Raw genomic sequence first — 24,399 nt, 5'->3', positions numbered from 1 at the left:
GTCGAGACTAGGTGAAACGGGGCGTCACCGGGACCGGACCGTTGCGTGGCGCACGTTCACGCATACACCGGGTAGTCGGGCTCGGGGATCTCCGGACGGACGCGCTCCTCGACGAAGATGCCGTGCCAGAGCATGAACACGAGCAGTGTCCAGATGCGCCGCGAGTGGTCGACGGGGCCGACGCGGTGCTCGTCGATGAGCCGCAGGACCGCCGCCTTGTCGAGGATGGCGTCGGTCTGGGACTCCCGGACGATCTGCCGCGCCCAGTCGAGCATGTCGTGGGCGAGCCAGTAGCGGATCGGCACGGGGAAGCCGAGCTTGCGCCGGTTGAGCACGTGCGGCGGCACGATGCCGTCGATGGCCCGGCGCAGCGCGTACTTCGTCGTGCCGTGCGCGACCTTCTGCTCCGTGGGCAGGTGCGACGCGACCTCGAACACCTCGCGGTCGAGGAACGGCACGCGCAGCTCGAGCGAGTTCGCCATCGTCATCTTGTCGGCCTTGACGAGGATGTCGCCGCGCAGCCACGTGAACAGGTCGACGTGCTGCATGCGCGCCACCGGGTCCCAGCTGCCCGAGTCGGCGTAGATCGGCGCGGTGACGTCGGTGTACGACAGCTCGGGGTCGTGGCCCCGCAGCACCGCGGCGAGCTGGTCGTTGCGGAAGATCCGCGCGTTGCCGTAGTAGCGCTCCTCGAGGGGGAGCGCGCCGCGGCGCAGCAGGTCCTTGCCGCGCATGCCGTCGGGCAGGCGCGTCGACAGGGCCCCGGCCAGCTTGCGGACGGCGCCGGGCAGCTTCTCGAACGGCGCGAGGGACAGCGGCTCCTTGTAGATCGTGTAGCCGCCGAAGAGCTCGTCGGCGCCCTCGCCGGAGAGCACGACCTTGACGTGCTTGCGCGCCTCGCGGGCCACGAACCACAGCGGCACGAGGGCCGGGTCGGCCACCGGGTCGTCCAGGTACCAGACGATGAGCGGCAGCGCGTCCATCATCTCCTGCGCGCTGACGGTGCGGACGATGTGCCGCACCCCGATCGCCTCGGCCGACTCCCGGGCCACGTCGGCCTCGGAGTAGCCCTCGCGGGCGAACTCGCTGGTGAAGGTCATGAGGTCGGGGTTGTGCTCGCGGGCGAGCGCCGCGATGACCGTCGAGTCGATGCCGCCGGACAGGAACGAGCCCACGGTGACGTCGGCGCGCATGTGCTTGGCCACCGAGTCGCGCAGCACCTCGGCGATCTCGGCGTGCAGGCGCGTCTCGTCGTCGACGGGCTTGGCGTCGAACTGCGGCTCGAAGTACCGCTCGGCGAACACCGTCTCGCCGGGGGAGACGGTGAAGCTGGTCCCGGACTCGACGCGGCGGATCGCGCGGTGCAGCGTCAGCGGCTCGGGCACGTACTGCAGCTGCAGGTAGTGCTGGAGCGCCGTGGGGTCGGGCGCGGTGGTCGGCTCCTCGAGGGCCTTCGCGAGCTGGAGCAGGCTCTTCTTCTCGCTGGCGAACGCGACGCCGTGCGGGCCCGCGGCGACGAAGAGCGGCTTGATGCCGAACGGGTCGCGCGCGCCGAAGAGCACCTTCTCCTGGGTGTCCCAGATGAGGAACGCGAACATGCCGCGCAGCCGGCGCACCGCGTCGGCGCCCCAGACGGCGTAGGCGGCGACGATCGCCTCGGTGTCGCCCTCGGTCACGAACTGCACGCCGTGGTCGCGCGCGAGCTGCTCGCGCAGCTCGAGGTAGTTGTAGATCTCGCCGTTGAAGACGATGCGGTAGCGGTCGCTCGCGTACGTCAGCGGCTGGTGCGAGCCCTCGACGTCGATGATCGAGAGCCGGTTGAACCCGAGCACCACGTCGTCGTCGTGCCACTCACCGGACTCGTCCGGGCCGCGGTGGCGCATGCAGGTCAGGCTCTCCTGCACCGCGCCGGCACGGGCCGCGCCCGCACCGTCGGACGTGATCAATCCCATCAGGCCGCACACGCGTCCGCTGACACCTCCGGTTCCGGGGACGGGCGAGCCCAGTATGACGACCGGGCGGGATCACTCCGGGGACGCCCCGGAGCAGGGCCGCCTGCTGCTCCCGGACGACCCGCCGCGCCCCTCCGACAGCGCGTAGTGGCTTGCTCGGATAGTCTCCGCTGCGACGTCGGGGCCCGGGTCCGCCGGGCCGCTCGCCACGTCCCCGCGGGGTCGGATGACCTGGGCGGACACCGGCGAGCACCGCCCGAGGAGGAAGGCAGCCAGCAGTGCGCCGAGATGGGACGCCGGTCCGCAGCCGCACCGGTCGTGCGCGCCGGGCCGTGGGCCTGGCCGTGGCGGCCGTCGCCGTGGCCGTGACCACCTCCGGCTGCTCGGTCGACGAGGTCCTCCGCTTCGGGTGGCCGGTGGGCGTGACGCCCGAGGCCACCCAGATGCGCACCCTCTGGACCTGGGCCGCGGTGGCCGCGCTCATCGTCGGCGTCCTGGTGTGGGGTGCGACGGCCTGGACCGTGGCGTTCCACCGCCGCCGCGCCGGCGCGTCGGACCTGCCGCGCCAGTTCCAGTACAACCTGCCGCTCGAGCTCGTGCTCACGGTGATCCCGCTGATCATCGTCGCGGTGCTCTTCTACTTCACGGTCGTCGTGCAGAACGTCGTCGACCGGAACCCGCAGGGCAACGAGCTGCAGGTCGACATCACCGGGTTCCAGTGGAACTGGGAGTTCACCTACCCCCAGACGCCGGGACCGAACGGCCTGCCCGCCTCCGTGGTGGGCACGACGCAGTCGGTGCCGATCCTCGTGCTGCCGGTCGACCGGCCGATCCAGTTCACCCAGGAGTCGAAGGACGTCATCCACTCCTTCTGGGTGCCGGAGTTCCTGTTCAAGCGGGACGTGATCCCCGACCCCGCGGCGAACAACCAGAAGAACACGTGGGTGATCGACCGCATCGAACGGCCCGGCGCGTTCGTCGGCCGCTGCGCCGAGTTCTGCGGGGCGTACCACTCGATGATGAACTTCGAGGTGCGCGCGCTGCCGCCGGCGCAGTTCGACCAGTTCCTCCAGCTGCGCACGCAGATCAACCCGCAGACGGGCCAGGGCTTCACCACCAACGAGGCCCTCGCCGCCATGAACTGCGGCGAGCTCTGCAACCCCGAGTCGATCACCACCCGTGTGATCAACCCGGACCCGACGGCCCAGCTCGGCATCCGATGACCCTGCTCGCCCGCACCGCCCCGACGTCAGCGAGGACCCGATGAGAGTCGAATCCCGCATCTTCGAGATCCTCACGGTCTTCTGCTTCGTCTGCGCCATCGTGTACGGCCTGCTCTCGGGCGAGGTGGTCGGCATCGTCGCCCTGACGCTGACCGGCGGCCTGACCCTCATCGTCGGGACGTACTTCCGTTTCGTGGCCCGCCGCCTCGAGGAGCGCCCCGAGGACAACCCCGAGGCCGAGGTGTCCGACGGCGCCGGCGACGTGGGCTTCTTCAGCCCCGGGAGCTACTGGCCCCTCGCCGTCGCGGGCGGCACCGCCCTCACCGGCCTCGGCGTCGCCCTGTGGCAGTGGTGGCTGATCGTCCTCGCCGGCATCGGGCTGCTGATCGCGATCTGCGGCCTCGTGTTCGAGTACCACGCGGGTCCCGAGGCGCACTAGACGCCTCTCTACGGCCTTTCCACGGCCCCGCTCCCGGTTCATCGGGGGCGGGGCCGTGGTGCGTTCTGTGGGCGGCTTTTTGGAGCGAACGCGCTGTTCGCTGCTTCTATGCGAGCGAACGGCGCGTTCGTGACGTCCGTGAGGGTGTCCGGGCGGCTGCTGGGCGCTGTGCGAGGTGAGCAGCACCGGGTCGTCGGGCCGCGGGGGCTCGTGGCGCGGCTGGAGGCGGGGGCTTGCGCCGCGACTTGGAGGCGTCGCCGTGATCAGGAGTACCTGACGCACCTCGGGACGCGGGTCGAGGTGCCTGGTGTCGCCCGTGATCTCGGGTCGCCGGCCTGTGGAGTCGCTCAGTGGCGGGTGGTGGGGGAGCGAGGGACGCCTTGGCTGCGTCCCGAGCAGGCGGTGACGCCCTCGGTCCACGTCGTCGTGCTCGTCGTGCCCGCAGGCGTCGAGCGGGCCGCAAGGGCTCGGGTCCGGCCCACACCGAGCCCGGGGCCGACCACAGAGCCCGGGGCCGACACAGAGCCGGGGCCGGCACAGAGCCCGGGCCGGGTCCGAGCGCCGCCGGCTGACTCGAGGAGTCGCCTCCTCAGCGGGAGCCGAGCGGAGGCGACGGCGCCGGGTACGGCGCACACGGCGTGTCGCGCGATCGAGGATGTGGCGATCCTGGCGTTGAACGCCAGCGTGGACGCACCGCTGGCACACCCCGTGCGCCAGGCGCCCTCACCAGAGCGCCCGTACAGCGCCCGCAGAACGTCCGGACGACGCCGACCAGCAGACCCAGGGCCCGGAACGACGACGGGCCGGGAGCGTCGCGCTGACGCTCCCGGCCCGTCGAGGGTCGTGCTGGTTCCTACTCCTGGATGTCGCGGGGGCGTCCCGCGTCCGGACGGCCCGCGAGCTCGCGGGTCTCGCCCGGCTCGACCTGGAGCGGGTCACCGCCGTGCGATCCGCTGGTGAGGGCGTCCTGCTCCTCGGGCGGGTCGGGACGGAACCAGCCGCCCTTGAGGGGCGAGCCGGCCGAGCCCAGGTCGTTCATGCGCTTCGGCACCTTGGCGCCCTGGTAGGCGAGCGGGACCGCGTGGCCGTGGTCGTCGACGCCGCCGAGGGGCTGGTGCACCTCGACGAACTCGCCGTGCGGCAGGCGCTTGATGTGGCCCGTCTCGATGCCGTGCTCGAGCACCTCGCGGTCGCTGCGCTGGAGGCCCAGGCAGATCCGGTAGGTCGCGAAGTACACGATCGGCGGACCGACGAGCAGACCGATGCGCCCGATCCACGTCATCACGTTCAGGGAGATGTCGAACGTGTAGGCGAAGATGTCGTTCCCGCAGGCCAGCAGGAGCCAGAAGTAGAAGAACATGGCCATCATGCCGGTGGCGGTGCGGACGGGGACGTCGCGCGGGCGCTGCAGCAGGTTGTGGTGGGCCTCGTCGCCGGTCAGCTTGCGCTCGATGTACGGATAGAGCGCGAGCAGCGTGGTGAGGATGCCCATGCCGATCACGGCGGGGAAGAAGATCGCCGAGATGGTGTACCGGCCGAACAGGTACATCTCCCACGCCGGCCACAGGCGGACCGCACCGTCGAAGATGCCCATGTACCAGTCGGGCTGGGAGCCTGCGGAGACCTGTGTCGGGTCGTAGGGGCCGAGCTTCCAGATCGGGTTGATCTGGAACAGGCCGGACATGATCGCCATCGCGCCGACCGAGACGACCATGAAGCCGCCGGCCTTCGCCGCGAACGTCGGCAGGATGCGGACGCCGACGACGTTGCGCTCGGTGCGGCCGGGCCCGGGGAACTGGGTGTGCTTCTGGAACCACACCAGCGCCACGTGGACCGCGATGACCGCGGTGATGATCCCGGGCAGCAGGAACACGTGGACGATGTACAGGCGCGGGATGATGATGTCGCCCGGGTACTCGCCCCCGAGGATCGCCCAGTGCAGCCAGGTGCCGATCACCGGGATGGACAGGACGATCGCCGACAGGCCGGTGCGGATGCCGGTTCCGGACAGCAGGTCGTCGGGCAGCGAGTAGCCGATGAAGCCCTCGATCATGCCGGTGAGCAGCAGGACGACGCCGAGCACCCAGTTCGTCTCACGCGGGCGGCGGAAGGCTCCGGTGAAGAACGTCCGCATCATGTGCGCGATCATCGCGGCGACGAAGAGCAGCGCGGACCAGTGGTGCACCTGGCGCACGAACAGGCCGCCGCGGACGTCCATCGAGATGTTCACGGTCGACTCGTAGGCCATGGAGACCGTGACGCCGCGCAGGCCGGGGTAGACGCCCTCGTAGGTGGTCTCGGCCATCGACGGGTCGTAGAAGACCGCCAGCCACGTGCCCGACAGCAGGAGCACGATGAAGCTGTACATCGCGATCTCGCCGAGCATGAAGGACCAGTGCGTCGGGAAGACCTTGTTGATCTGGCGACGGATCGGACCGGCAGGGTGGATGCGGCTGTCGATCTCATCGGCGGCCGTGCCGGCGAGCTTCATCGCCAGGCCGCCGCCCTTGCGGGTGGGTGTGGTGATCGCACTCATGAATTCCGCTCCCAGAACGCCGGACCCACCGGTTCGATGAAGTCACTGCGTGCGTACAGGTAACCCTGATCGTCCACCGTGATCGGCAGTTGCGCCAGTGGACGGGCAGCCGGGCCGAAGACCGGCTTGGCGTACTCGTTGGCCTGGAACTGCGACTGGTGGCAGGGGCAGAGGATGCGGTTCGTCTGGTCCTCGTACAGCGACGTGGGGCACCCCATGTGGCTGCAGATCTTCGAGTAGGCGAACAGCGTGCCGTAGTTGAAGTCCTGCTGGCCCTCGCGCTTGATCACCGGCACGTTCGGGCGCAGGCGGATGAGCATGACCGGTGAGTCGGCGGACCGCAGGACCTCGGCGAGGTGCTCGGGGTCGGAGCGCTCCTCCTCGCGGAACGGGAAGACCGTCTCCATCGAGCCGGGCTCGAGGTCGCCGGCCTTGACGAGGACGACGTCGCTGGGGACACCGGAGTTCTTCCGCAGGTAGACCCGCTCACCGTGCTTCGACTTCCACTCGGTGACGAGCAGCGCGGAGTCCGGCCCCTCCTTCCACGGGTTCTTCACCAGGCCGCCGAACGCGGCCACGAGCACCCCGAGGCCCAGGACACCACCCGCGGCACCCATGGAGCGGTAGATCAGCTTGCGCCGCGAGAGGCCCGACTGCTGGCCGGTCTGCACGAGACGCGCGGCCGCCGTGCGCCGGTCGACCTCCGACGAGCGCCCGTCGTGGCGCTGCTGGATCGTCAGGTCCTCGGGCAGCAGCTTCTTCGAGTAGGCGATGACGCCCATGCCCACGGCGAAGACGGAGAGGCCGAAGGTGACCCCGATGATCGGCGTGTAGAGCGCGTACACCCACGCGCCCTCCTCCGTGGCCGACCGGTACTCCCACGGCCACCAGATGAAGGCGATGAGGAACGCGATCCCCGAGATCAGCGCGAGGATGAACCAGCCCGCGACCTGGCGCTCGGCGCGCTTCTCGGCGCGCGTGCCGGGCACCGGGAAGCGGTCACGGGACGAGACGACCTCGATGTCGTCGATCTGGTTGCCCAGACGGACGAGGTCGTCGGTGCTCATGCGGGCGAGCTCCTCGTCCGACGGGATGCGCGGCGTCGCGTCCGTCGGGTGGGGCTCGCTGGGCGCGTTGGCGCCGCGGTCGGCAGGGCGCGTGCTCACTGGCGGGATCCGATCCAGAGGGAGATACCGATGAGGGCCGCGAGGCCGACGAAGAACGCCACGATGCCCTCGGGCACCGGGCCGAAGCCGCCGAGACCGTTGCCGCCCGGGTTGACGCCGGTGTTCTCGCTGGACACCGACTTGATGTAGCCGATGATGTCCCGCTTCTCCTCGGGGGAGAGCTGGGAGTCGGCGAACGTCGGCATGTTCGCCGGGCCCGACAGCATCGCGGCGTAGATCTGCTCCTCGCTCGCCGGGTCGAGCACCGGGGCGAACTTGCCGGAGGACAGCGCGCCGCCGCGGCCGGTGAAGTTGTGGCAGGAGGCGCAGTTGAGCCGGAAGAGCTCGCCACCGCGCCCGATGTCCTCGCCGCGCAGCTCCTCGCCGCTGGCGACCACCGGCGTCTGCGGTCCGCCGCCGTTGGCCTGGATGAACGCCCCGAGGGCGTCGATCTGGGCCTCGTTGAAGCGCGGGGGCTTGCGCTCCGCCGCCGCACCCTGGGCCGCGAGCGGCATGCGGCCCGTCGAGACCTGGTAGTAGACCGAGGCCTCGCCGACGCCGATGAGGCTGGGACCGCGCCCCTGCACGCCCTGCAGGTTGGTGCCGTGGCAGGTGATGCAGGAGTTGTCGTAGATCTGCTGACCCTCGCGGACGATCGCGGGGTCGGCGGCGACGGCCTGGTCGGGCTGCGGGGTGAACACCGTGTAGAGGCCGCCGACGGCCACCAGCGCCACGCCCAGCGCGAGCAGCCCGGACAGGCGCCGGCGCATCTTCGACCCGCGCCGTGCCCGGGTACGGGCGGGGCGGGGCTTCTCGTCAGTCATCGGGTGCCCAACCTCGAGCTCTCCTCGCCGTGGGTGGTGGTCCTGGCGGTCGTGCGGGGTGTCGTCCGTGCTGGCCATCAGCGGATGAAGTAGATGACGGCGAACAGGCCGATCCAGACGACGTCCACGAAGTGCCAGTAGTACGAGACGACGATGGCGGCGGTCGCCTGCGCCGGGGTGAACCGACTGAGGAACGTCCTCGCCACCAACAGGACGAAGGCGATGAGGCCGCCCGTGACATGGAGGGCGTGGAAACCGGTCGTGATGTAGAAGACCGAGCCGTAGGAGCTGCTCGAGATCGTCGTCGCGTGCTCGGTGACCAGCGTGTGGTACTCGACGACCTGGCCGAGCACGAAGATCAGGCCCATCACGAACGTGATGGCGTACCAGCGCCGCAGACCGAAGACGTCGCCGCGCTCGGCGGCGAACACGCCGTACTGACAGGTGAACGACGAGGCCACCAGGATGATGGTGTTCACCAGCGCGTACGGGACGTCGAGCTCGGTGGGCGGCGGCGGCCACTCCTCGGCGTTCGCCCGCGCGACGAAGTACATGGCGAACAGCCCGGCGAAGAACATCAGCTCGCTGGAGAGCCAGATGATGGTCCCCACGCTCACGACGTTGGGCCGGTTGAGGGAGTGAATCCTCGCGCTGAAGGAAGGCGCCGGCGCACCCTGGGCGGTCGTCACGGGCGTCATGATGACACCTCCGGCCGACACCAGCCCGCTGGGGCGAGGCGTGGTCGTGTCGGTCGGCGACCGCCGCCGCGGCGGGGTGCGGACCCGCGCCGACCTGCACCGCCCCTCACCTGCGGGTTCTCCTACCCGCCGTCGTACGTCGGGTCGTCGTACCGGTCGGTGAACCGTCTGCGGGACGGCCGTGCCGGTGCCCGGCTCGTGGTCGTGACCGTGCGTGCCGACCGCTAGCATCCGGCGCATGTGGGACAGGGAGCGCAGCGGAGCCGGGACGCGCGAGACCGGCAGGCAGACCGGGGGAGCCCCCCGATGACCGCCCCGGCGACCACGCTCACCGTCGTGGTCATGAGCCATCGCCCGGAGGTCCGCGAGGCGATCGCCGGCGCCGTCGGCCGCCGCCCCGCCCCGGACCTGCCGCGGCTGCGGTTCGTCGAGGCGAGCAGCGTGGCGGAGGTGCTCGGCGCCGCCGACGCGGGCGAGATCGACCTCGCCGTGCTCGACGGCGAGGCGCAGCCCACCGGCGGGATGGGCGTGTGCCGCCAGCTCAAGAACGAGAGCGACGACCCGCCGCCGGTGATCGTCGTCGTCCGCCGCCGGGACGACCACTGGCTCGCGACGTGGTCGCAGGCCGACGCCGTGCTGGTCCAGCCGCTCGACCCTTTGACCGCGGCCGAGACGGTCGCCACCGTGCTGCGCGAGCGCGCTCGTCCCGCCGTCCGCGGGTGACCGCACCGAGCTGGCCCGGGCTGCTCGGGCGCCTGCTCGCGGGGCAGGACCTTGCCGCGGACGAGACCGAGTGGGCCATGGACCAGGTGATGTCCGGCGAGGCGTCGCCCGCGCAGGTCGCCGGGTTCGTCGTCGCGCTGCGCGCCAAGGGGGAGACGGCCCCCGAGGTCGCGGGCCTGGCGACGGCGATGCTCGCCCACGCCCGGCGGGTCGAGGTCCCGGGGCCGGTCGTCGACATCGTCGGCACCGGCGGCGACGGGGCGCACACGGTCAACATCTCGACCATGGCCGCGGTGGTCATGGCGGCGGCCGGGGCGCGGGTGGTCAAGCACGGCGGGCGCGCGGCGTCGTCGCAGAGCGGGTCGGTGGACGTGCTCGAGGCGCTCGGCGTGCCCGTGGACCTCGGGCCGGAGGCGGTCGCGCGCTGCGTGGACGAGGTCGGGATCGGGTTCTGCTTCGCCCAGGTGTTCCACCCCGCCATGCGCCACGCCGGCCCGGTCCGCGGCCAGCTCGGCGTCCCGACGGCGTTCAACCTGCTCGGGCCGCTGACCAACCCGGCGCGGCCCGGCGCCGCGCTCGTCGGGTGCGCCGACGTGCGGTTCGCGCCGATCCTCGCCGAGGTGCTCGCCGCGCGGGGCGACCGGGCCGTGGTCGTCCGGGGTGACGACGGGCTCGACGAGGTCACCACGGCCACCACCACCACCGTCTGGCACGCCGGCCCGGGCGGGGTGCGGGTGGAGACGCTCGACCCGACCACGCTCGACGTGCCCGTGTCCGGGCCGGGCGACCTGCGCGGCGGCGACGCCGCGCACAACGCGTCGGTGGCCCGCGCGGTGTTCGCCGGCGAGCCCGGGCCCGTCCGGGACGCGGTGCTGCTCAACGCGGGCGCGGCGCTCGCCGCCTACGACGAGGCCGTCACCGGCACCGCGATGACCGATCTGCACGCCGGCGTGGCCGAGGGCCGGCGCCGGGCCGCCGAGGCGGTCGACTCCGGGGCCGCGACGACGCTGCTCGAGCGCTGGTCCGAGGTCGCCCGCCGGGTGCGGGGCTGAGCTCGCCCTAGTCGAGGCCCACGGAGAAGGCCGAGGCCTCGTCCTGCGACGAGTAGCTGCGGAACGCGATGTGGGTGGTGGTGCTCTGCACGCCGTCCACCTTCGACAGCCCGCCGGCGATGGCGTCGGCGAGCTGCTCGTGCTCGGGCACCCGGACCACCGCCACGAGGTCGACGTCGCCCGCACAGGAGTAGACCTCGGCGACGCCGGGGAGGTCGGCGATGGCCTGGGCGGTCTCGGGGATGCGGTCGGCGTCGGCGTGGACCAGCACGAAGGCCGTGATCACGGGTGCTCCTCGTCGCGTCGGTGGGTCGTTCGACGGGACCGGCGGTCCCCGGGTGCGGGGGAGTCTAGGGCGGCTCGCCCGGCGCGCTCACCGCCTCGCCCGCGCCGCGGCGCGCCTCCCGGGCGCGCCCGACCCAGTCGGCCCACGCCCCGGCACCGGCGGCGGGCATCGCCCACGGCGTCGTCGTACGGACCATGCGCGTGCCCGGACGCTCGAGCCACCGGGTGACGACGGCGACCTCCTCGGGCGGCGCACCCCGCAGCGGCCCCTCGCCGGGCAGCACGGTCTCGGCCGAGGCGACCAGCGCCTCGACCACGGGCATCGGCGGCGTCCCCCGCCGCGCGCGCCCGGCGTTGGCGAGGCGGCCGTGACGCACGACGGCGAGATCCCACCCGCGCGCCCCGTCCGGCCGCGCCGCGATCATCTCCGGCGCCGCGGCGACCGCGGACAGCCGCTGGACCCGGCCGAGCGCGGCGGCCAGGTCGGCGAGGCGGTCGCGGTGCGCGGCGGCGTCCTCGAAGCGCTCGGCCGCCGCGAGCTCGCCGACCGTCGTCGACAGGCGGCGCAGCCCGGCGTCGTCGGCGCCCCGGACCAGCGCCCGGGCGTCCGCGACCACCGGCCGGTAGGCCTCGACGTCGAGGTGGCCGGCGCACGGCGCGGCGCAGCGGCCCATCTCGTGCAGCGCGCACGGCGTGCCCGCCGCCCCCCGCGCCGGGATTCGCTGGGTGCACGGGCGCAGCGGCAGCGCGTCCTGCAGTGCCTCGACCGCGCGGACGGCGTCCGGCCGACGCCCGAACGGTCCCACGGCGTCGGCGCGGGGTGTGCGCACCACCGACAGGCGCGGGAACGGCTCGTCGGTGAGCGCGACCCACCAGCCGCGGTGGGGGAAGCGCGAGCGGCGGTTGTAGCGCGGCGCGTGCCCGGCGAGCAGGCGCAGCTCGCGGACCTCGGCCTCCAGCGCGTTCGAGCAGACGACCCAGTCGACGCGCTCGACGAGGCCGATCATCTCCTTCATGCGCGCCCGCTTGTCGCCGCCGGTGAAGTAGGACCGCACCCGTCGGCGCAGGTCGCCGCTGGTGCCGACGTAGAGCACCTCGTCGCCGGGGCCGCGGAAGAGGTACACCCCGGGCTCCTCGGGCACGGCGTCGGCGAGGTGGCGCTTGGCGCGCTGCGCCGGGCTGACCTCGACCTGGAGCGCCAGGAGGTCCTCGAGCGTCGAGACCCCGCGCCCACCGACGCGTTCGAGCAGCCCGTGCAGGACGTCGACGGTGGCCTTCGCGTCGTCGAGGGCGCGGTGGATCGGGCGGGTCCGCGCGCGGAAGAGGGTCGCGAGCGCGGAGAGGCGGCACGACGGGGCCTCCTCGCGGGTGAGCACCCGCCGGCCCAGCCGCGCGGTGCAGACGACCGCGGGGCGCGCCCACGGCGGGCCGTGGCGCCGGCAGGCGGCGCGCAGGTGGCCGATGTCGAACGGGGCGTTGTGGGCGACGAGCACCGCGCCCGCGCAGAACTCCAGGAACGCGCCGAGCACGGCGGGCAGGCGGGGGGCGTCGCGCACCATCGCCGTGGTGATGCCGGTCAGCTGGACGATCTGCGGGGGCACCGCCACGCCCGGATCGACGAGCGTCGCGAACTCGCCGACCACCTCCCCGCCGCGCACCTTGACCGCCCCGATCTCGGTGATCGCGTCCGAGTCCGGCGGGCCGCCCGTGGTCTCGAGGTCGAGCACCACGAACGTCACCGCCGACAGCGGCGTGCCGAGCTCGCCGAACGAGAGCTGGGGGTCCGGGCCGGTGACCGGACGGGCGGGGACGTCCATCGCCGGCGGACGCTAGGACCCACCCCCGACAGCCCCCGTCCGCGCGCGCTCGCGACCCGGTCCGCCGGGCGCCGCGGGTCTAGCCTCACCGGTCATGAGCGAGGGCGGCGGCGACGGGGAGGTCGTGCCGCCCGCTGCCCTGGACGGGTCGGGGGAGCCTTCGGGCGAGACTTCGGGCGGGACTTCGGGCGGGACTCCGGGCGGGACGGACCCCGAGCCGGACCCCGGCGACGACGCCGTCCGGGCCGCGGTGCGGGTCCGGCTGCTCGAGGCCGCGCCCGAGGCCGTGCGGGCGAGGGTGGCCGAGCTGGTGGCGGTGGCCGTCGGGAACCTGCCGGTCACCGAGCTGCCGCCGCCGGTGCGGCCGGTCGCCCGCTTCGCGCCGGCCAAGCGCGCCCGCGTGGGCGCCGGGCCGCTGCTCGGGGCGCTGGGCACGTCCGGGGGGTTCGCCGCCCAGGTCGTCGGGTGGTGGGCCGAGGAGCGTCCGGGGGATTGGCAGCCGCCGGTGCCCGACCCGGTGCACGCGGCCGCCGTCGCCGTGCTCGAGGGCCGGGAGGAGGGATCGGGGCTGGTCCGCGACGTGGGCGAGCGCGCCGACGCCGGTCGGGCCCGGGCGGAGCGGGACGCGGCGGTCGCGCGTGCCGAGCGGCTCGAGGCCGAGGTCGACCGGCTCACCGCCGAGCGGGACGCGGCGCGTGCCGCCGTCGACGCGGCGGCCGAGGAGGGTCGCGAGGAGGTCGCCAAGCTGCGGGCGCGCCTGCGCGACCAGGGCGTGCGGGTCCGCCGGGCCGAGGACGAGGCCGCCGCGCTGCGCGCCGCCGCGGAGGCCGGCGACGGCGGGCTGCGCGCCGAGCTCGAGGAGCTGCGGCGCGACCGCGACCGCCAGCGCGAGCTCGCCGCGGCCGCCGACGACCGGGCCCGGCGCGCCGCCGACGACCTCGCGAGCGCCCGTCGGGCGTCGGTGGAGGCCCGGCGCGCCGACGACGCCCGGCTCGCGCTGCTCGTCGACACCGTCGCGGGCGCCGCCGAGGGCCTACGCCAGGAGCTCGGGCTGCGCCGGGTCGACGCCGGCGTCCGCCCCGCCGAGCTGGTCGGCGCCGGGTCCGCGGCGTCGCCGAAGGCCAGGGTCACCGACCCCGCCGCCCTCGACCGGCTGCTCGCGCTGCCCGAGGTGCACCTGGTCGTCGACGGCTACAACGTCACGAAGACCGGCTGGCCGGAGCTCCCGCTCGCCACCCAGCGCGAACGCCTCGTCGCGGCCCTCGCGCCCCTGACCGCGCGGACGGGGGCCGAGACGACGCTCGTGTTCGACGGCGCCGGGGTCACGGGGGTGCCGACGCACTCGCTGCGCGGGGTGCGGGTGCTGTTCAGCGACCCCGGGGTGCTCGCCGACGACCTCATCCGCTCGCTGGTGGGCGCCGAGCCGGAGGGCCGGCCGCTGGTGGTGGTGACCTCGGACCGCGCGGTCGTGGAGTCGGTGCGCCGCGCGGGGGCGCACCCCGTCCCGTCGAGCGTCCTGCTGACGCGGTTGTCCCGCATCTGACCTGCACGGTCGTCGTCGTCGACCGGCGTTGTCGGGGGTCGCTCCTAGCGTGCGTTCCACGACCCCGGACCGGCCGGGGAGCGAGGCCCCGGAGGCCCCCGTGCTCATCGACTGCGACACCTGCGCCGTCCGCGACGTCGCCTGCCACGACTGCGTCGTCGGGGTGCTCCTCGGCACGCCTTCCGTCCCGGCCGGCTCCGGTGCCGGGGTGCGCCCCTCGGACGCCGCGCCCGGCGGCCCGCTGCCGCTGGAGTTCGGGCCGGTCGAGCAGCGGGCGCTCGAGGTGCTGGCGGACCACGGGCTCATCCCGCGGCTGCGGCTCGTGCCGCCCACCGCGCCCGAGGCGCCGCCCCGGGAGCGGGCCGGGCGGACCGGGCGGCCGCGCCGGGCCCGGGACGTCGGGTGAGGCCGCGCCCCTCGCCGCGCGCCGGGCCCTGCTCCGCCCGGGCGCCGACCAGGTGGACCGGGTCGGTCGGGGCCGTGCGTTACGGCGCAGTAGGGTTCGCTCGCCCCGACGACGAGACCGTCGCGGGCACCGGATGGAGGCCGTCGGGGGCCGACGCGTCCGGCGCGGGGGCGGCGCCCGAGGCCCGCCCGCGGGTCCGGGGGCGCGGCTGGGCCGGGCTGCGCAGAGAGGACCCGACGAGGACGTGGTGTCGCCCCGAGTCGCTGATCGGCGTCCCGGTCCCCGGCGGACGGCGTGGCTCGTCAGGAGCCTCGTCACGGTGCTGGTGGGTGCCCTGCTCGCCGGCGTCGCGGCCCTCGGGGGCGCGACCGCCGGGTCCGCCCGGGCCGACCCCATCGTCCCGCCCGGAGCCCCCGACGCCGTCGCCGAGCTCGCCGCGGCCAACGCCCGCGCGGCCGACGCCACGGAGGCGTCGCTGGACGCCGAGGAGCAGCTCGGGGTCCGGCGCGCCGAGGCCGACCGCACCCGACGCGAGGCCGAGGGCGCCCGCGAGGCCGCCGACGAGGCACGCGCCGAGCGCGACCGGGCGTTCGCCGACGTCGACCAGGTCTCCCGCGCGGCCTACCAGGGCGGACAGCTCGACGCGCTGGCCGCGCTGCTGGGCAGCGAGTCCCCGCAGGCCTACCTCGACCGCACCTCGTTGCTGGACACGATCTCCACCGAGAACCAGCGGTTCGTCCAGCGCTTCCTCGACGCCACCGCGGTCGCCGAGACCGCCGAGCGCGACGCCGACGCCCGCGTCCGCGACGCCGACCGCGCGGCGTCGGACGCGCAGCGCACCGCCGACGACGCCGCCCGCCGCCAGGCGGACGCGGACCGCGAGGTCACCGCGGCCGAGGAGGCTCTCGCCGACGCCTCGCCGGCGACGCTGGCCGCGCTGCGCCGTGGCGGCACCACCGACTTCCCGACGAACATCCCGGGCACCGGGATCGCGATCGAGGCGCTGCGGGTGGCGCTCACCCAGCAGGGCAAGCCCTACCTGTGGGGCGCCACCGGCCCGTCCACCTACGACTGCTCGGGGCTGGTGCAGTGGGCCTACCGACAGGTCGGGGTCGGCATGCCGCGGGTCTCCCGGCAGCAGGCGCTCGTCGGCGTCCCGGTGGCGTTCCCGGACGCCCGGCCCGGCGACCTGCTGTTCTTCAACGACCCGGTCAGCCACGTCGGCTTCTACGTCGGCGACGGCAAGTTCCTCGAGGCGCCGCAGTCCGGCGACGTCGTCAAGGTGTCGGAGGTCCGCAGCAACATCAGCGGGGTCCGCCGGATCGTCCTCTGAGGGCGCGTGCGCGGCCGTTGACAGCCGCGTGGCCCGGGTCACACGATCCGGGCATGAGCTCCCCGCAGACGATCACGGTGCCCCACCTCGGTTCCTCGACCATCGGCTACGCGACGAGCGGGTCGTTCGACGCCTCCCGCCCGACGCTCGTCATGGTCAACTCGTTCACCACGTCGGTCGAGCTCTACCGGCCGCAGTTCGCCGACGAGGAGCTCGCGCGGGCCGCCGACCTCCTCGCGATCGAGCCCTACGGGCACGGCAGCACGCGCGCCGGGTGGGCGGACTTCACCTACTGGGACACCGCGGTCGCCGCCCTGCAGGTCCTCGACGCCCTCGGGATCCGGCGGGCGTTCGTGCTGGGGACCTCGCAGGGCGGGTGGATCGCGGTCCGGATGGCCCTCCTGGCGCCGGACGTCGTGCAGGGCGTCATCCCGCTCGGCACGTCGATGGACTTCGAGAGCCCGCGCAGCCGCGAGCTGGGCTGCTGGGACGGCGTGACGTTCTGCACCCCGGCGATCGACGCGCTCGCCACGCCGGTCGGCGAGGACTGGGTGATCCCGACCGACCTCGTCGACGCGGTCCTCGCAGAGGGCTTCGGCGACGAGGTGGACGAGGAGACCCGCGCGTTCTGGCACGCGACCCACCAGCGGAACTACACGGGCGACGACGGGCGCCGCCGGCTGCGGACGAGCTCGATCAACCTGCGCGACCGCGACGGGCTGCACGGTCGCCTCGACGAGGTCCGCTGCCCGGTGCTGTGGCTGCACGGCACCGAGGACCGCGTGTACTCCGTGGCCAACGCGCAGGACGAGATCGGGCGGTTCACGAGCTCGCCGCACGCGGAGCTGCAGGTCGTCGACGGCGGGCAGCACTTCCTCAGCGCCTCGCACCCGGAGGTCGTCGACGCCGCGACCGCGGAGTTCGTCCGGCGCTGGGGGTAGCGGGCCGCCCTCGGGCCGGTCGCGTGTGCCCGGCGCCGCCCGTGCGAGGCTCCCGCGGTGGCGCGCACGCTGCTGGTCACCAACGACTTCCCGCCCCGGCCCGGGGGCATCCAGTCCTACCTCCACGCGCTCGCCACCCACCTGCCGGCCGGCGAGCTCGTCGTCCTCGCGTCGACGTGGCGGGACACCGAGGAGGCGCGCGCGGCGTGCCGGCGCTTCGACGCGGAGCAGCCGTTCGAGGTCCACCGCCTGCCGACCACGATGATGCTGCCGACGCCCGGGGCGACCCGGCGGGCCGCGGAGCTGGTGCGCGCGCACGACGCGCACACGGTCTGGTTCGGGGCGGCCGCGCCGCTGGGCCTCATGGCGCCGGCGCTGCGGCGCGCGGGCGCGGCCCGGGTGCTGGCGAGCACCCACGGGCACGAGGTGGGCTGGTCGATGCTGCCGGGCAGCCGCCAGGCGCTGCAGCGCATCGGGCGCGACAGCGACGTCGTCACCACCGTCAGCCGCTACACGCGGGGCCGGATCGCCGCGGCGCTCGGTCCGGACGTCGCCCTCGAGCCGCTGCCGTCGGGCATCGACACGGCGCGCTTCCGCCCGGACCCGGCCGGGCGGGAGGCCGTCCGGCGGCGCTACGGGCTGGGCGAGCGGCCGGTCGTCGGCTGCGTGTCCCGGCTGGTGCGCCGCAAGGGGCAGGACGTGCTGGTCGCGGGCCTGGCGCGGCTGCGCCGGGCGGTCCCCGGCGCGGCGCTGCTCGTCGCCGGTGACGGCCCCGACCGCGACCGCCTCCGGCGTCTGGCGCGCACCCACGACGTCGCCGACCACGTCGTCTTCACCGGCCCCATGACCCCCGACGAGGTGGCGGCCCACCACGCCGCCGCCGACGTGTCCGCGCTGCCCTGCCGCACGCTCGGCGGCGGACTGGACGTCGAGGGCCTGGGCATCGTCCTGCTCGAGGCGCAGGCGTGCGGCGTGCCCGTGGTCGCCGGGCGCTCCGGCGGCGCGCCCGAGACCGTGCGGCCGGGGGAGACCGGGCGCCTCGTCGACGGCCGCGACCCCGCCGACGTCGCCGACACCCTCGCGGACCTCCTCGCCGACCCCGACACCGCCGCCGCCATGGGCGAGGCCGGGCGCCGGTGGATGCGCGCGGACTGGACCTGGGACGCCCGCGCCGCCCGCCTGCGCGCCCTCGCCGCCGGCTGAGGGCGCGCGAGGCCGCGGTGATCAACGGGGAGTTCGCGCGCGTAGAAGCAGCGAACAGCGCGTTCGCTGCATCCACCCGCCACACCTCAGCCCTGGTAGACCGCCTCGATGTCGTCGGCGCGCTTCTCCGCGATGACGTTGCGCTTGAGCTTCATCGTCGGGGTGAGCTCGCCGCTCTCCTCGGTGAAGTCGCTCGACAGGATCCGCCACTGACGGATGGCCTCGGCGCGCGAGACCGCCTTGTTCGCCTCCTCGATGGCCCCGGAGATCTCGGCCTGGATGTCCGGGTCGTCGGCGAGGGAGGCCGGGTCGGAGGCGTCCTTGCCGTGCTCGGAGCTCCAGCCGGGCAGGGCCTCGGGGTCGAGGGTGATCAGCGCGCCGACGTAGGGGCGGTTGTCGCCGACGACGAGGGCCTGGCTGACGAGGCGGTGGGCGCGCACCCGGTCCTCGAGCACCGCGGGGGCGACGTTCTTGCCGCCGGCGGTGACGATGAGCTCCTTCTTCCGCCCGGTGATCGAGAGGTAGCCGTCGTCGTCGAGGCTGCCGAGGTCGCCGGTGTGGAACCAGCCGTCGACGATCGTCGAGGCCGTCGCCTCCGGGTTGTTCCAGTAGCCGCGGAAGACGACGTCGCCCTTGGCGAGCACCTCGCCGTCGTCGGCGACCGCGATCGTCACGCCGGGGATCGGCTTGCCGACGGTGCCGACCTTGATCGCCCGGTTGGGGTTGGCGGTGATCGCCGCGCTGGTCTCGGTGAGCCCGTAGCCCTCGTGGATCGGGACGCCGACGCCGCGGAAGAAGTGGCCGATCCGGGCCCCGAGCGCCGACCCGCCCGACACCGCGCCCGTGCAGCGCCCGCCGAGCGCCGCGCGGAGCTTGCTGTAGACGAGCTTGTCGAACAGGGCGTGCCGGAGGCGCAGGGCGATCCCCGGGCCGCCGTCGTCCAGCGACCGGCTGTAGGCGACGGCCGTCGCCTCGGCGATGTCGAAGATGCGGCCCTTGCCCTCGTTGTGCGCCTTGGCCTTCGCGCCGTTGTAGACCTTCTCGAACACCCGCGGCACCGAGAGCAGGAAGTCCGGCTGGAAGCGCGGCAGCTCGGTGGTCAGCTTCTTCGTGTCCGCGAAGTGCCCGATGACGTAGCGGTACTCCATCGCGGCGCACTGGATGACGCGGGCGAAGATGTGCGCGAGCGGCAGGAATAGCAGCGTGGAGTTGCCCGGCTGCATGAGGTCGCTGAACGTGTCCGCCACCGCGCGCACCTCGAACAGGAGGTTGCGGTGGGTGATCTCGCAGCCCTTGGGGCGGCCCGTGGTGCCCGACGTGTAGATCAGCGTCGCGAGGTCGTCGGCGTGCACCGAGGTGCGCCGCTGCTCGAGCGTCGCGTCGTCGACACCGGCCCCGGCCTCCCGCAGCGCATCGACGGCACCGACCGCCCCGCCCGACCCGTCGATCTGCCAGACGTGGCCGAGGTCGGGGAGCTTCTCGCGCAGGCCCTCGACGATCGCGCGGTGCTCGTCGGACTCGACGACGACGCCGCGCGCCCCGGAGTCCGAGAGGCACCACTCGACCTGGTCGGCCGAGGACGTCTCGTAGATCGGCAGCGTGACCGCGCCGGCCGCCCAGAGCGCGTAGTCGATCAGCGTCCACTCGTAGCGGGTCTGCGAGATGAGCCCGACCCGGTCACCCGGCTGGAGCCCCGCGGCGAGGAAGCCCTTGGCGACCGCGGCGACCTCGTCGCGGAAGCCGGCGAAGGTGACGTCCTGCCACGCGTCGCCCACCAGCCGGCGGTAGGCGACGTCGCTGCCGTGCGCCTCGGCGTTCCCCCACGGCGCGGTGGTGAGGTTGTCGTCGTCGGCCACCTTGGCGGTCGCCGGCTCCGTGTACTGCTGCATCTGGTTCCACACTCCTGCCCGCGCCTCGCTGCGTCGGCTGTGACCATAGTCGCGGCGACTACCTCCCGGTAGCCGGACAATCCGCCCATCGGGCGGGCCGGGAGGGGGTGAGGGGCACGCCCTGCCACGCTGGGTGCGTGGCGACCGTCGACGTGGTGGACGAGACCTTCCTCGCGGTGCCGCCGGAGCGGCTCGCGGCCGAGTTCGCCGACCCGGCGGCGTGGCGTCGCCTCTGGCCCGACCTCGCGCTGCGGGTGTTCACCGACCGCGGGGTGCAGGGCGTGCGCTGGAACGTCGTCGGCGACGCCTGGCGAGGCAGCATGGAGGTCTGGCTCGAGGCCGTCGGCGACGGCACGGTGCTGCACTACTTCCTGCGGGTCGACCCCGTCGATGCCTCCCTCTCGCCCCGGGCGGCGACCCGGGAGGCCGTCCGCCGGCAGCGGGCCGCGAAGGCCGTCGCGTTCGCGCTCAAGGACCGGCTCGAGGCGGGCCGGCCGCCCGGGGTGCCGCCGGCGCAGTGGTCGGGGACCTCCCGGACCTGAGGGCCCGGTCACGTCGGTGCCGATCGGTGAGGGCCCGGTCACCGCGGGTCGTTGCGGTGCGCACCGGGCGTGCCGTCCACCCCGGGGACGGCGGTAGCCTTCCGCGCCATGGCCGACGAGTCGACCCAGTCCATCACGATCGCGGCGCCGGCCTCGGACGTCCTGGGGGTCATCGCGGACTTCGACTCCTACCCCGAGTGGGCGGACTCGATCACCGCGGCCACGGTGCTGACCCACGACGACGAGGGACGCCCCGAGCAGGTCCGGTTCAACCTCGACGCCGGACCCATCAAGGACAACTACGTGCTGGCCTACGACTGGGTGGACGACGGCGTCACCTGGGACCTCGTGTCCGGGCAGATGCAGCGTCAGCAGCGGGGCCGCTACCGCCTGGCCGAGGCCGGCGACGGCACCGAAGTGACCTACACCCTCTCGGTGGATCTCGCCGTGCCGCTGCCCGGGCTCCTCAAGCGGCGCGCCGAGAAGCGCATCATGGACCAGGCGCTGACCGGGCTGAAGCGTCGCGTGGAGGGCTGAGTGCGGGTCCTGCTGTTCACCGGCAAGGGCGGGGTCGGGAAGACGACGACGGCGGCAGCGACCGCCGTCGCGCTGGCGCGGGGCGGGCGCAAGGTGCTCGTCCTGTCCGCCGACCCCGCGCACTCGCTGGGTGACGCGTTCGCCACCCGCCTCGACGGCACCCCGCGCGAGGTCGCGCCCGAGTCCTACCCGGGGCTGTTCGCCGCGCACATCGACACCCGCGCGCTGGTCGACGACGCCTGGGAGCCGTTGCGCACCCAGCTCCGCACGCTGCTCGCGGGCGCCGGCGTCGACGAGATGGTCGCCGACGAGCTGACCGTCCTGCCCGGCGTCGAGGAGCTGCTCGCCCTGGAGGACGTGCGCCGCGCCACCGTCGACGGGCCGTGGGAGGTCGTCGTCGTCGACTGCGGGCCGACCGCCGAGACCCTGCGCCTGCTCGCCCTGCCCGAGGCCCTCGGCTCCTACCTCGAGCGGCTCTTCCCCACCCACCGCCGTGCGGTCCGCGGCGTGCTCGCGGGCCTCGCGGGCAGCAGCGCCACCGTGGCCAAGTGGGACGCGGCGGCCGCGTCGCTGTCGCGACTCGCCGAGCAGCTCGCGGGCCTGCGCGATCTCCTCGCCGACCACCGCACGACCACCATCCGCCTCGTGCTCACCCCCGAGCGGATGGTCGCGGCCGAGACCCGGCGGACCCTCACCGCGCTGGCACTGCACGGGCTGCACGTCGACGGGATGGTCGCCAACCGGCTCGTCCCCGACGCCGGCAAGGGGCGTGGCGAGGCCGCGACCTGGGTGCGGGCCCGTCGCGCCGAGCAGGAGGCGGTGCTCGACGACCTCTCCGGCGCCGGCGGCGACGTACCGGTGCGGCGCGTGCCCCACCGCGCGGGAGAGCCGGTGGGCGTCGAAGGACTCGCCGACCTCGCCGACACCCTCTACGGCGACGACGACCCGCTGGACGGACCGGTCGGCCGCGCCCTCGTGGCGGTCCGGCGCACCGCGGGCGTCGGCACCGCGATCGACAGCGAGTTCGTGCTCGACCTGCACATCGCGGGCATCGGGGACGCCGACGTCGACCTCGCGCGCATCGGCGACGAGCTCGCCGTCACCGTCGACGGGCGCCGCCGCGCGGTCGCCCTGCCGCCCGTGCTGCGCCGGTGCGAGGTGACCGGCGCCGACCTCGACGACGACCTGCTCTCCGTCGTCTTCCGGCCCGACGCCGCGGTGTGGATGCGGTGAGCACGCCGGGGGGAGGGTCGGGGGACGCCGGGCGGGCCGCGCAGGAGCGGCTCACCCAGGAGGCGCGCGCGACGGCGTCGGCGCTGATCGACTGGCTGGGGACCCGCGTCGAGGCGCCGCCGCGGGCGACGTCCCCGGGGACGTCCGTGGGCGGCTCACGACGCTCACGGCTCGGGATGCGCCCGCCGCAGAGCCCCGGACCGTGCTCGTGGTGCCCGGTCTGCGCGCTCGTGGCCGCGCTGCGCGGCGAGCAGCCCGAGCTCACCGCCCGCCTGGCCGAGCAGGCGTCGGGGCTGATGATGCTGCTGCGGCTGATGGTGCAGGCGCACCAGGAGCCCGGGCACGCCCACCACACGCATGCGGATCCCTCGGCTCCGCCGCCGGGGGCCGACCAGGCGCCTCCCGGCTGGCCCCCGGAGTGGGGCCCGTGGGACGGCTGGGGCGGGCTCCCGCCGGACGGGCCCGAGCCCTCCCGCGCCGACGCGCCCCGTGCCGGGAGGGCCGACGCGCCCCGTGCCGGGCGGGCCGGAGCAGCCGGGGCCGACGACGTGGCGGCGGCCGCCGCCGACGAGCCCGCGGCGGCTGCCGCCGGCGGCGCGGCGGCGACCGCCCCTGAGCCCGGCCCTCCGGCGGGTGCCCGCGGGACCCGACCCCGCCGACCCGCCGCCGGCGGCCCACCCGGAGGTCGGCGGGTGCCGATCCGCCGCGCCTCACCGCGCTCGGCGACCTTCCGTGAGGCGACGGGCGGCGCTCCCGGTGCCGCGACACCGACCGGACCGACCGGGCCGGCCGCACCTGCCGGACGTCCGGGACCGACGTCGGCGCATGCGCGCTCCGCCACCGCGCCCCGCGCCGATGACGAGCCCTCCCCGCGCCGCCCCGCCTCGCCGACCACGTCCGCGAGCACTCCGCGCCCCGCGCCCGAGGCGACGGCCCCGCCCACCACGGCCCCGCCCACCACGGCCCCGCCCAGCACGGCCCCTCCCGGCACCGACACGCCCGCGGCGACGACGGGCGGCGCGGCGCGGCCGTCGGTCCAGCGCATCGCCATCCGCCGCCCCGCCCGCGGGACCCGCGGCCCCGAGGCGGGCGCCCCCGGCGGCGACGCCACGTGCTGACCATCGGGGTCGACATCGGAGGCACCTCGGTGCGCGCCGCGGTCGTCGACCCCGACGGCTCGATCATGGCGGAGGTGCGGGCCGCCCCGACGCCGGATCGCGCGGCCGCGCTCGACGACGTCGTCGCGGAGCTCGTCGACGGCCTCGCCGCCCGGCACCCCGTGCAGGCCGTCGGGCTGGCGGTGGCCGGCTTCGTCGACCCCGACCGGCGCACCGTCGCCTTCGGCGCCCACGTGCCCTGGCGCGACGACCACGTCGTCGACCGCCTCACCGAGCGCCTCGGGCTGCCCGTCGTCCTCGAGCACGACGCCAACGCCGCGGGACTCGCCGAGCACCGCGTCGGGGCGGCGGCGGGCGCGTCGGTGGCGGTGCTCGTCGCGCTGGGCACCGGGATCGGTGCGGCGCTGCTCGTCGACGGCGCGGTGTTCCGCGGTGCGTACGGCGTCGCCCCCGAGCTCGGCCACCTCACCGTCGTCCGGGGCGGGCGTCCCTGCCCCTGCGGCAAGCGCGGATGCCTCGAGCGCTACTGCAGCGGGACGGCGCTCGGGCGCGCGGCGGAGGAGCTGATCGCGACGTCGGAGGAGTTCTCGCTGCTCCGGGCCACGTGGGAGCGGGCGGAGCCGGTGACCGGCCGCGACGTCGCCCACGCCGCCGAGGCCGGCGACGGGCTGGCCCGGCGGGTCGTCGAGGAGTTCGCCGAGTGGCTGGGCCAGGGGCTCGCGCTGGTCGCCGACGTCTTCGACCCGGACGTGGTGGTCATCGGCGGGGAGGTCTCGGCCTCGGCGTCGCTCTACCTCGACGGCGCGCGGCGCCGGTACGCCGAGGAGGTCACCGGCGGCGGCCACCGCCGCCTCGCCGAGATCCGCCCGGCGGTGCTCGGTGGGCACGCCGGCATGGTCGGCGCCGCACTCGACGCGCGGGAGCGGGCCGGCGTCTAGG

General features: G+C 74.7%; 22 protein-coding genes. 14 read left to right on the top strand and 8 right to left on the bottom strand.

Annotation, left to right across the window (positions count from 1 at the left end):
• Positions 1–56 precede the first annotated feature (56 nt).
• Positions 57–1,964: an asparagine synthase (glutamine-hydrolyzing) gene (gene asnB, locus PGB27_RS22760; RefSeq protein ID WP_274202709.1), complete on the bottom strand. Its 1,908-nt coding sequence runs from the start codon at positions 1,962–1,964 to the stop codon at positions 57–59.
• A gap of 320 nt (positions 1,965–2,284) precedes the next feature.
• On the opposite strand from asnB, the gene ctaC reads away from it, so the two are divergent.
• Positions 2,285–3,175, top strand: coding sequence for an aa3-type cytochrome oxidase subunit II (ctaC, locus tag PGB27_RS22755; RefSeq protein WP_274202708.1), 891 nt, complete (start codon positions 2,285–2,287; stop codon positions 3,173–3,175).
• Positions 3,176–3,215: 40 nt separating this feature from the next.
• Positions 3,216–3,614, top strand: coding sequence for a cytochrome c oxidase subunit 4 (locus tag PGB27_RS22750; RefSeq protein ID WP_274202707.1), 399 nt, complete (start codon positions 3,216–3,218; stop codon positions 3,612–3,614).
• Between the two features lie 853 nt (positions 3,615–4,467).
• Here PGB27_RS22750 and qcrB read toward each other — a convergent pair.
• The 4 genes from qcrB to ctaE all read right to left on the bottom strand — a co-directional run bounded on the left by qcrB (position 4,468) and on the right by ctaE (position 8,838).
• Positions 4,468–6,150 carry a cytochrome bc1 complex cytochrome b subunit gene (gene qcrB, locus PGB27_RS22745; RefSeq protein ID WP_274202706.1) on the bottom strand — a complete coding sequence of 561 codons (1,683 nt, stop codon included), beginning with the start codon at positions 6,148–6,150 and terminating at the stop codon, positions 4,468–4,470.
• Complete coding sequence (qcrA, locus tag PGB27_RS22740; RefSeq protein WP_274202828.1) at positions 6,147–7,244, bottom strand: cytochrome bc1 complex Rieske iron-sulfur subunit; 1,098 nt, start codon at positions 7,242–7,244, stop codon at positions 6,147–6,149. The genes qcrB and qcrA overlap by 4 nt, the downstream gene beginning before the upstream one ends.
• 68 nt (positions 7,245–7,312) lie before the next feature.
• A complete protein-coding gene (qcrC, locus tag PGB27_RS22735) occupies positions 7,313–8,140 on the bottom strand; it encodes a cytochrome bc1 complex diheme cytochrome c subunit (protein WP_274202705.1) in 828 nt (275 codons plus the stop codon).
• A 77-nt stretch (positions 8,141–8,217) separates the two neighbouring features.
• Positions 8,218–8,838, bottom strand: coding sequence for an aa3-type cytochrome oxidase subunit III (ctaE, locus tag PGB27_RS22730; RefSeq protein ID WP_274202704.1), 621 nt, complete (start codon positions 8,836–8,838; stop codon positions 8,218–8,220).
• A gap of 306 nt (positions 8,839–9,144) precedes the next feature.
• Between ctaE and PGB27_RS22725 the strand changes: the two genes are divergently transcribed.
• On the top strand, positions 9,145–9,561 hold the full coding sequence (locus PGB27_RS22725; RefSeq protein ID WP_274202703.1) for a response regulator: 417 nt from the start codon (positions 9,145–9,147) through the stop codon (positions 9,559–9,561).
• Positions 9,558–10,613 carry an anthranilate phosphoribosyltransferase gene (gene trpD, locus PGB27_RS22720; RefSeq protein WP_274202702.1) on the top strand — a complete coding sequence of 352 codons (1,056 nt, stop codon included), beginning with the start codon at positions 9,558–9,560 and terminating at the stop codon, positions 10,611–10,613. Before PGB27_RS22725 ends, trpD begins: the two co-directional genes overlap by 4 nt.
• A 7-nt stretch (positions 10,614–10,620) precedes the next feature.
• Here the strand turns inward: trpD and PGB27_RS22715 are convergent, their stop codons facing one another.
• Together PGB27_RS22715 and PGB27_RS22710 are read right to left on the bottom strand one after the other, a co-directional pair.
• On the bottom strand, positions 10,621–10,899 hold the full coding sequence (locus tag PGB27_RS22715) for an Lrp/AsnC family transcriptional regulator (RefSeq protein WP_274202701.1): 279 nt from the start codon (positions 10,897–10,899) through the stop codon (positions 10,621–10,623).
• Between the two features lie 64 nt (positions 10,900–10,963).
• On the bottom strand, positions 10,964–12,715 hold the full coding sequence (locus tag PGB27_RS22710) for a DEDD exonuclease domain-containing protein (protein ID WP_274202700.1): 1,752 nt from the start codon (positions 12,713–12,715) through the stop codon (positions 10,964–10,966).
• Between the two features lie 94 nt (positions 12,716–12,809).
• Here PGB27_RS22710 and PGB27_RS22705 point away from each other — a divergent pair, with 94 nt between their 5' ends.
• The 5 genes from PGB27_RS22705 (at position 12,810) to PGB27_RS22685 (ending at position 18,141) form a co-directional block, all read left to right on the top strand.
• Positions 12,810–14,258, top strand: coding sequence for an NYN domain-containing protein (locus PGB27_RS22705; protein WP_274202699.1), 1,449 nt, complete (start codon positions 12,810–12,812; stop codon positions 14,256–14,258).
• Between the two features lie 49 nt (positions 14,259–14,307).
• Entirely contained in the window at positions 14,308–14,664 is a 357-nt protein-coding gene (locus PGB27_RS22700; protein WP_332843866.1) for a hypothetical protein, read from the top strand.
• 319 nt (positions 14,665–14,983) lie between these two features.
• Positions 14,984–15,997, top strand: coding sequence for a C40 family peptidase (locus PGB27_RS22695; RefSeq protein WP_274202698.1), 1,014 nt, complete (start codon positions 14,984–14,986; stop codon positions 15,995–15,997).
• Positions 15,998–16,050: 53 nt separating this feature from the next.
• Positions 16,051–16,938 carry an alpha/beta fold hydrolase gene (locus tag PGB27_RS22690; protein WP_274202697.1) on the top strand — a complete coding sequence of 296 codons (888 nt, stop codon included), beginning with the start codon at positions 16,051–16,053 and terminating at the stop codon, positions 16,936–16,938.
• 57 nt (positions 16,939–16,995) lie between these two features.
• Entirely contained in the window at positions 16,996–18,141 is a 1,146-nt protein-coding gene (locus PGB27_RS22685) for a glycosyltransferase family 4 protein (protein WP_274202696.1), read from the top strand.
• An 86-nt stretch (positions 18,142–18,227) separates the two neighbouring features.
• On the opposite strand, the gene PGB27_RS22680 is transcribed toward PGB27_RS22685, so the two are convergent.
• The gene (locus PGB27_RS22680) at positions 18,228–20,030 is read right to left on the bottom strand and encodes an AMP-dependent synthetase/ligase (protein WP_274202695.1); all 1,803 of its coding nucleotides are present in this window, start codon (positions 20,028–20,030) and stop codon (positions 18,228–18,230) included.
• Between the two features lie 137 nt (positions 20,031–20,167).
• On the opposite strand from PGB27_RS22680, the gene PGB27_RS22675 reads away from it, so the two are divergent.
• From PGB27_RS22675 to PGB27_RS22655, 5 genes are all read left to right on the top strand, one after another.
• Positions 20,168–20,572 (top strand): polyketide cyclase / dehydrase and lipid transport, encoded by a 405-nt coding sequence (locus PGB27_RS22675; RefSeq protein ID WP_274202694.1) that lies wholly within the window; start codon positions 20,168–20,170, stop codon positions 20,570–20,572.
• A gap of 108 nt (positions 20,573–20,680) precedes the next feature.
• Positions 20,681–21,109 carry an SRPBCC family protein gene (locus tag PGB27_RS22670; RefSeq protein WP_274202693.1) on the top strand — a complete coding sequence of 143 codons (429 nt, stop codon included), beginning with the start codon at positions 20,681–20,683 and terminating at the stop codon, positions 21,107–21,109.
• The gene (locus tag PGB27_RS22665) at positions 21,110–22,342 is read left to right on the top strand and encodes an ArsA family ATPase (RefSeq protein ID WP_274202692.1); all 1,233 of its coding nucleotides are present in this window, start codon (positions 21,110–21,112) and stop codon (positions 22,340–22,342) included.
• A complete protein-coding gene (locus tag PGB27_RS22660; protein WP_274202691.1) occupies positions 22,339–23,460 on the top strand; it encodes a hypothetical protein in 1,122 nt (373 codons plus the stop codon). Before PGB27_RS22665 ends, PGB27_RS22660 begins: the two co-directional genes overlap by 4 nt.
• Positions 23,454–24,398, top strand: a complete 945-nt coding sequence (locus PGB27_RS22655) for an ROK family protein (RefSeq protein ID WP_274202690.1) — start codon at positions 23,454–23,456, stop codon at positions 24,396–24,398. Before PGB27_RS22660 ends, PGB27_RS22655 begins: the two co-directional genes overlap by 7 nt.
• Position 24,399 lies beyond the last annotated feature (1 nt).

The sequence above is a fragment of the Actinomycetospora lemnae genome (assembly GCF_028737315.1).
Lineage (GTDB): Bacteria > Actinomycetota > Actinomycetes > Mycobacteriales > Pseudonocardiaceae > Actinomycetospora > Actinomycetospora lemnae.
The sequence above is the reverse complement of the archived record's forward strand: the minus strand, read 5'-3'. Positions and strand labels throughout refer to the sequence as shown.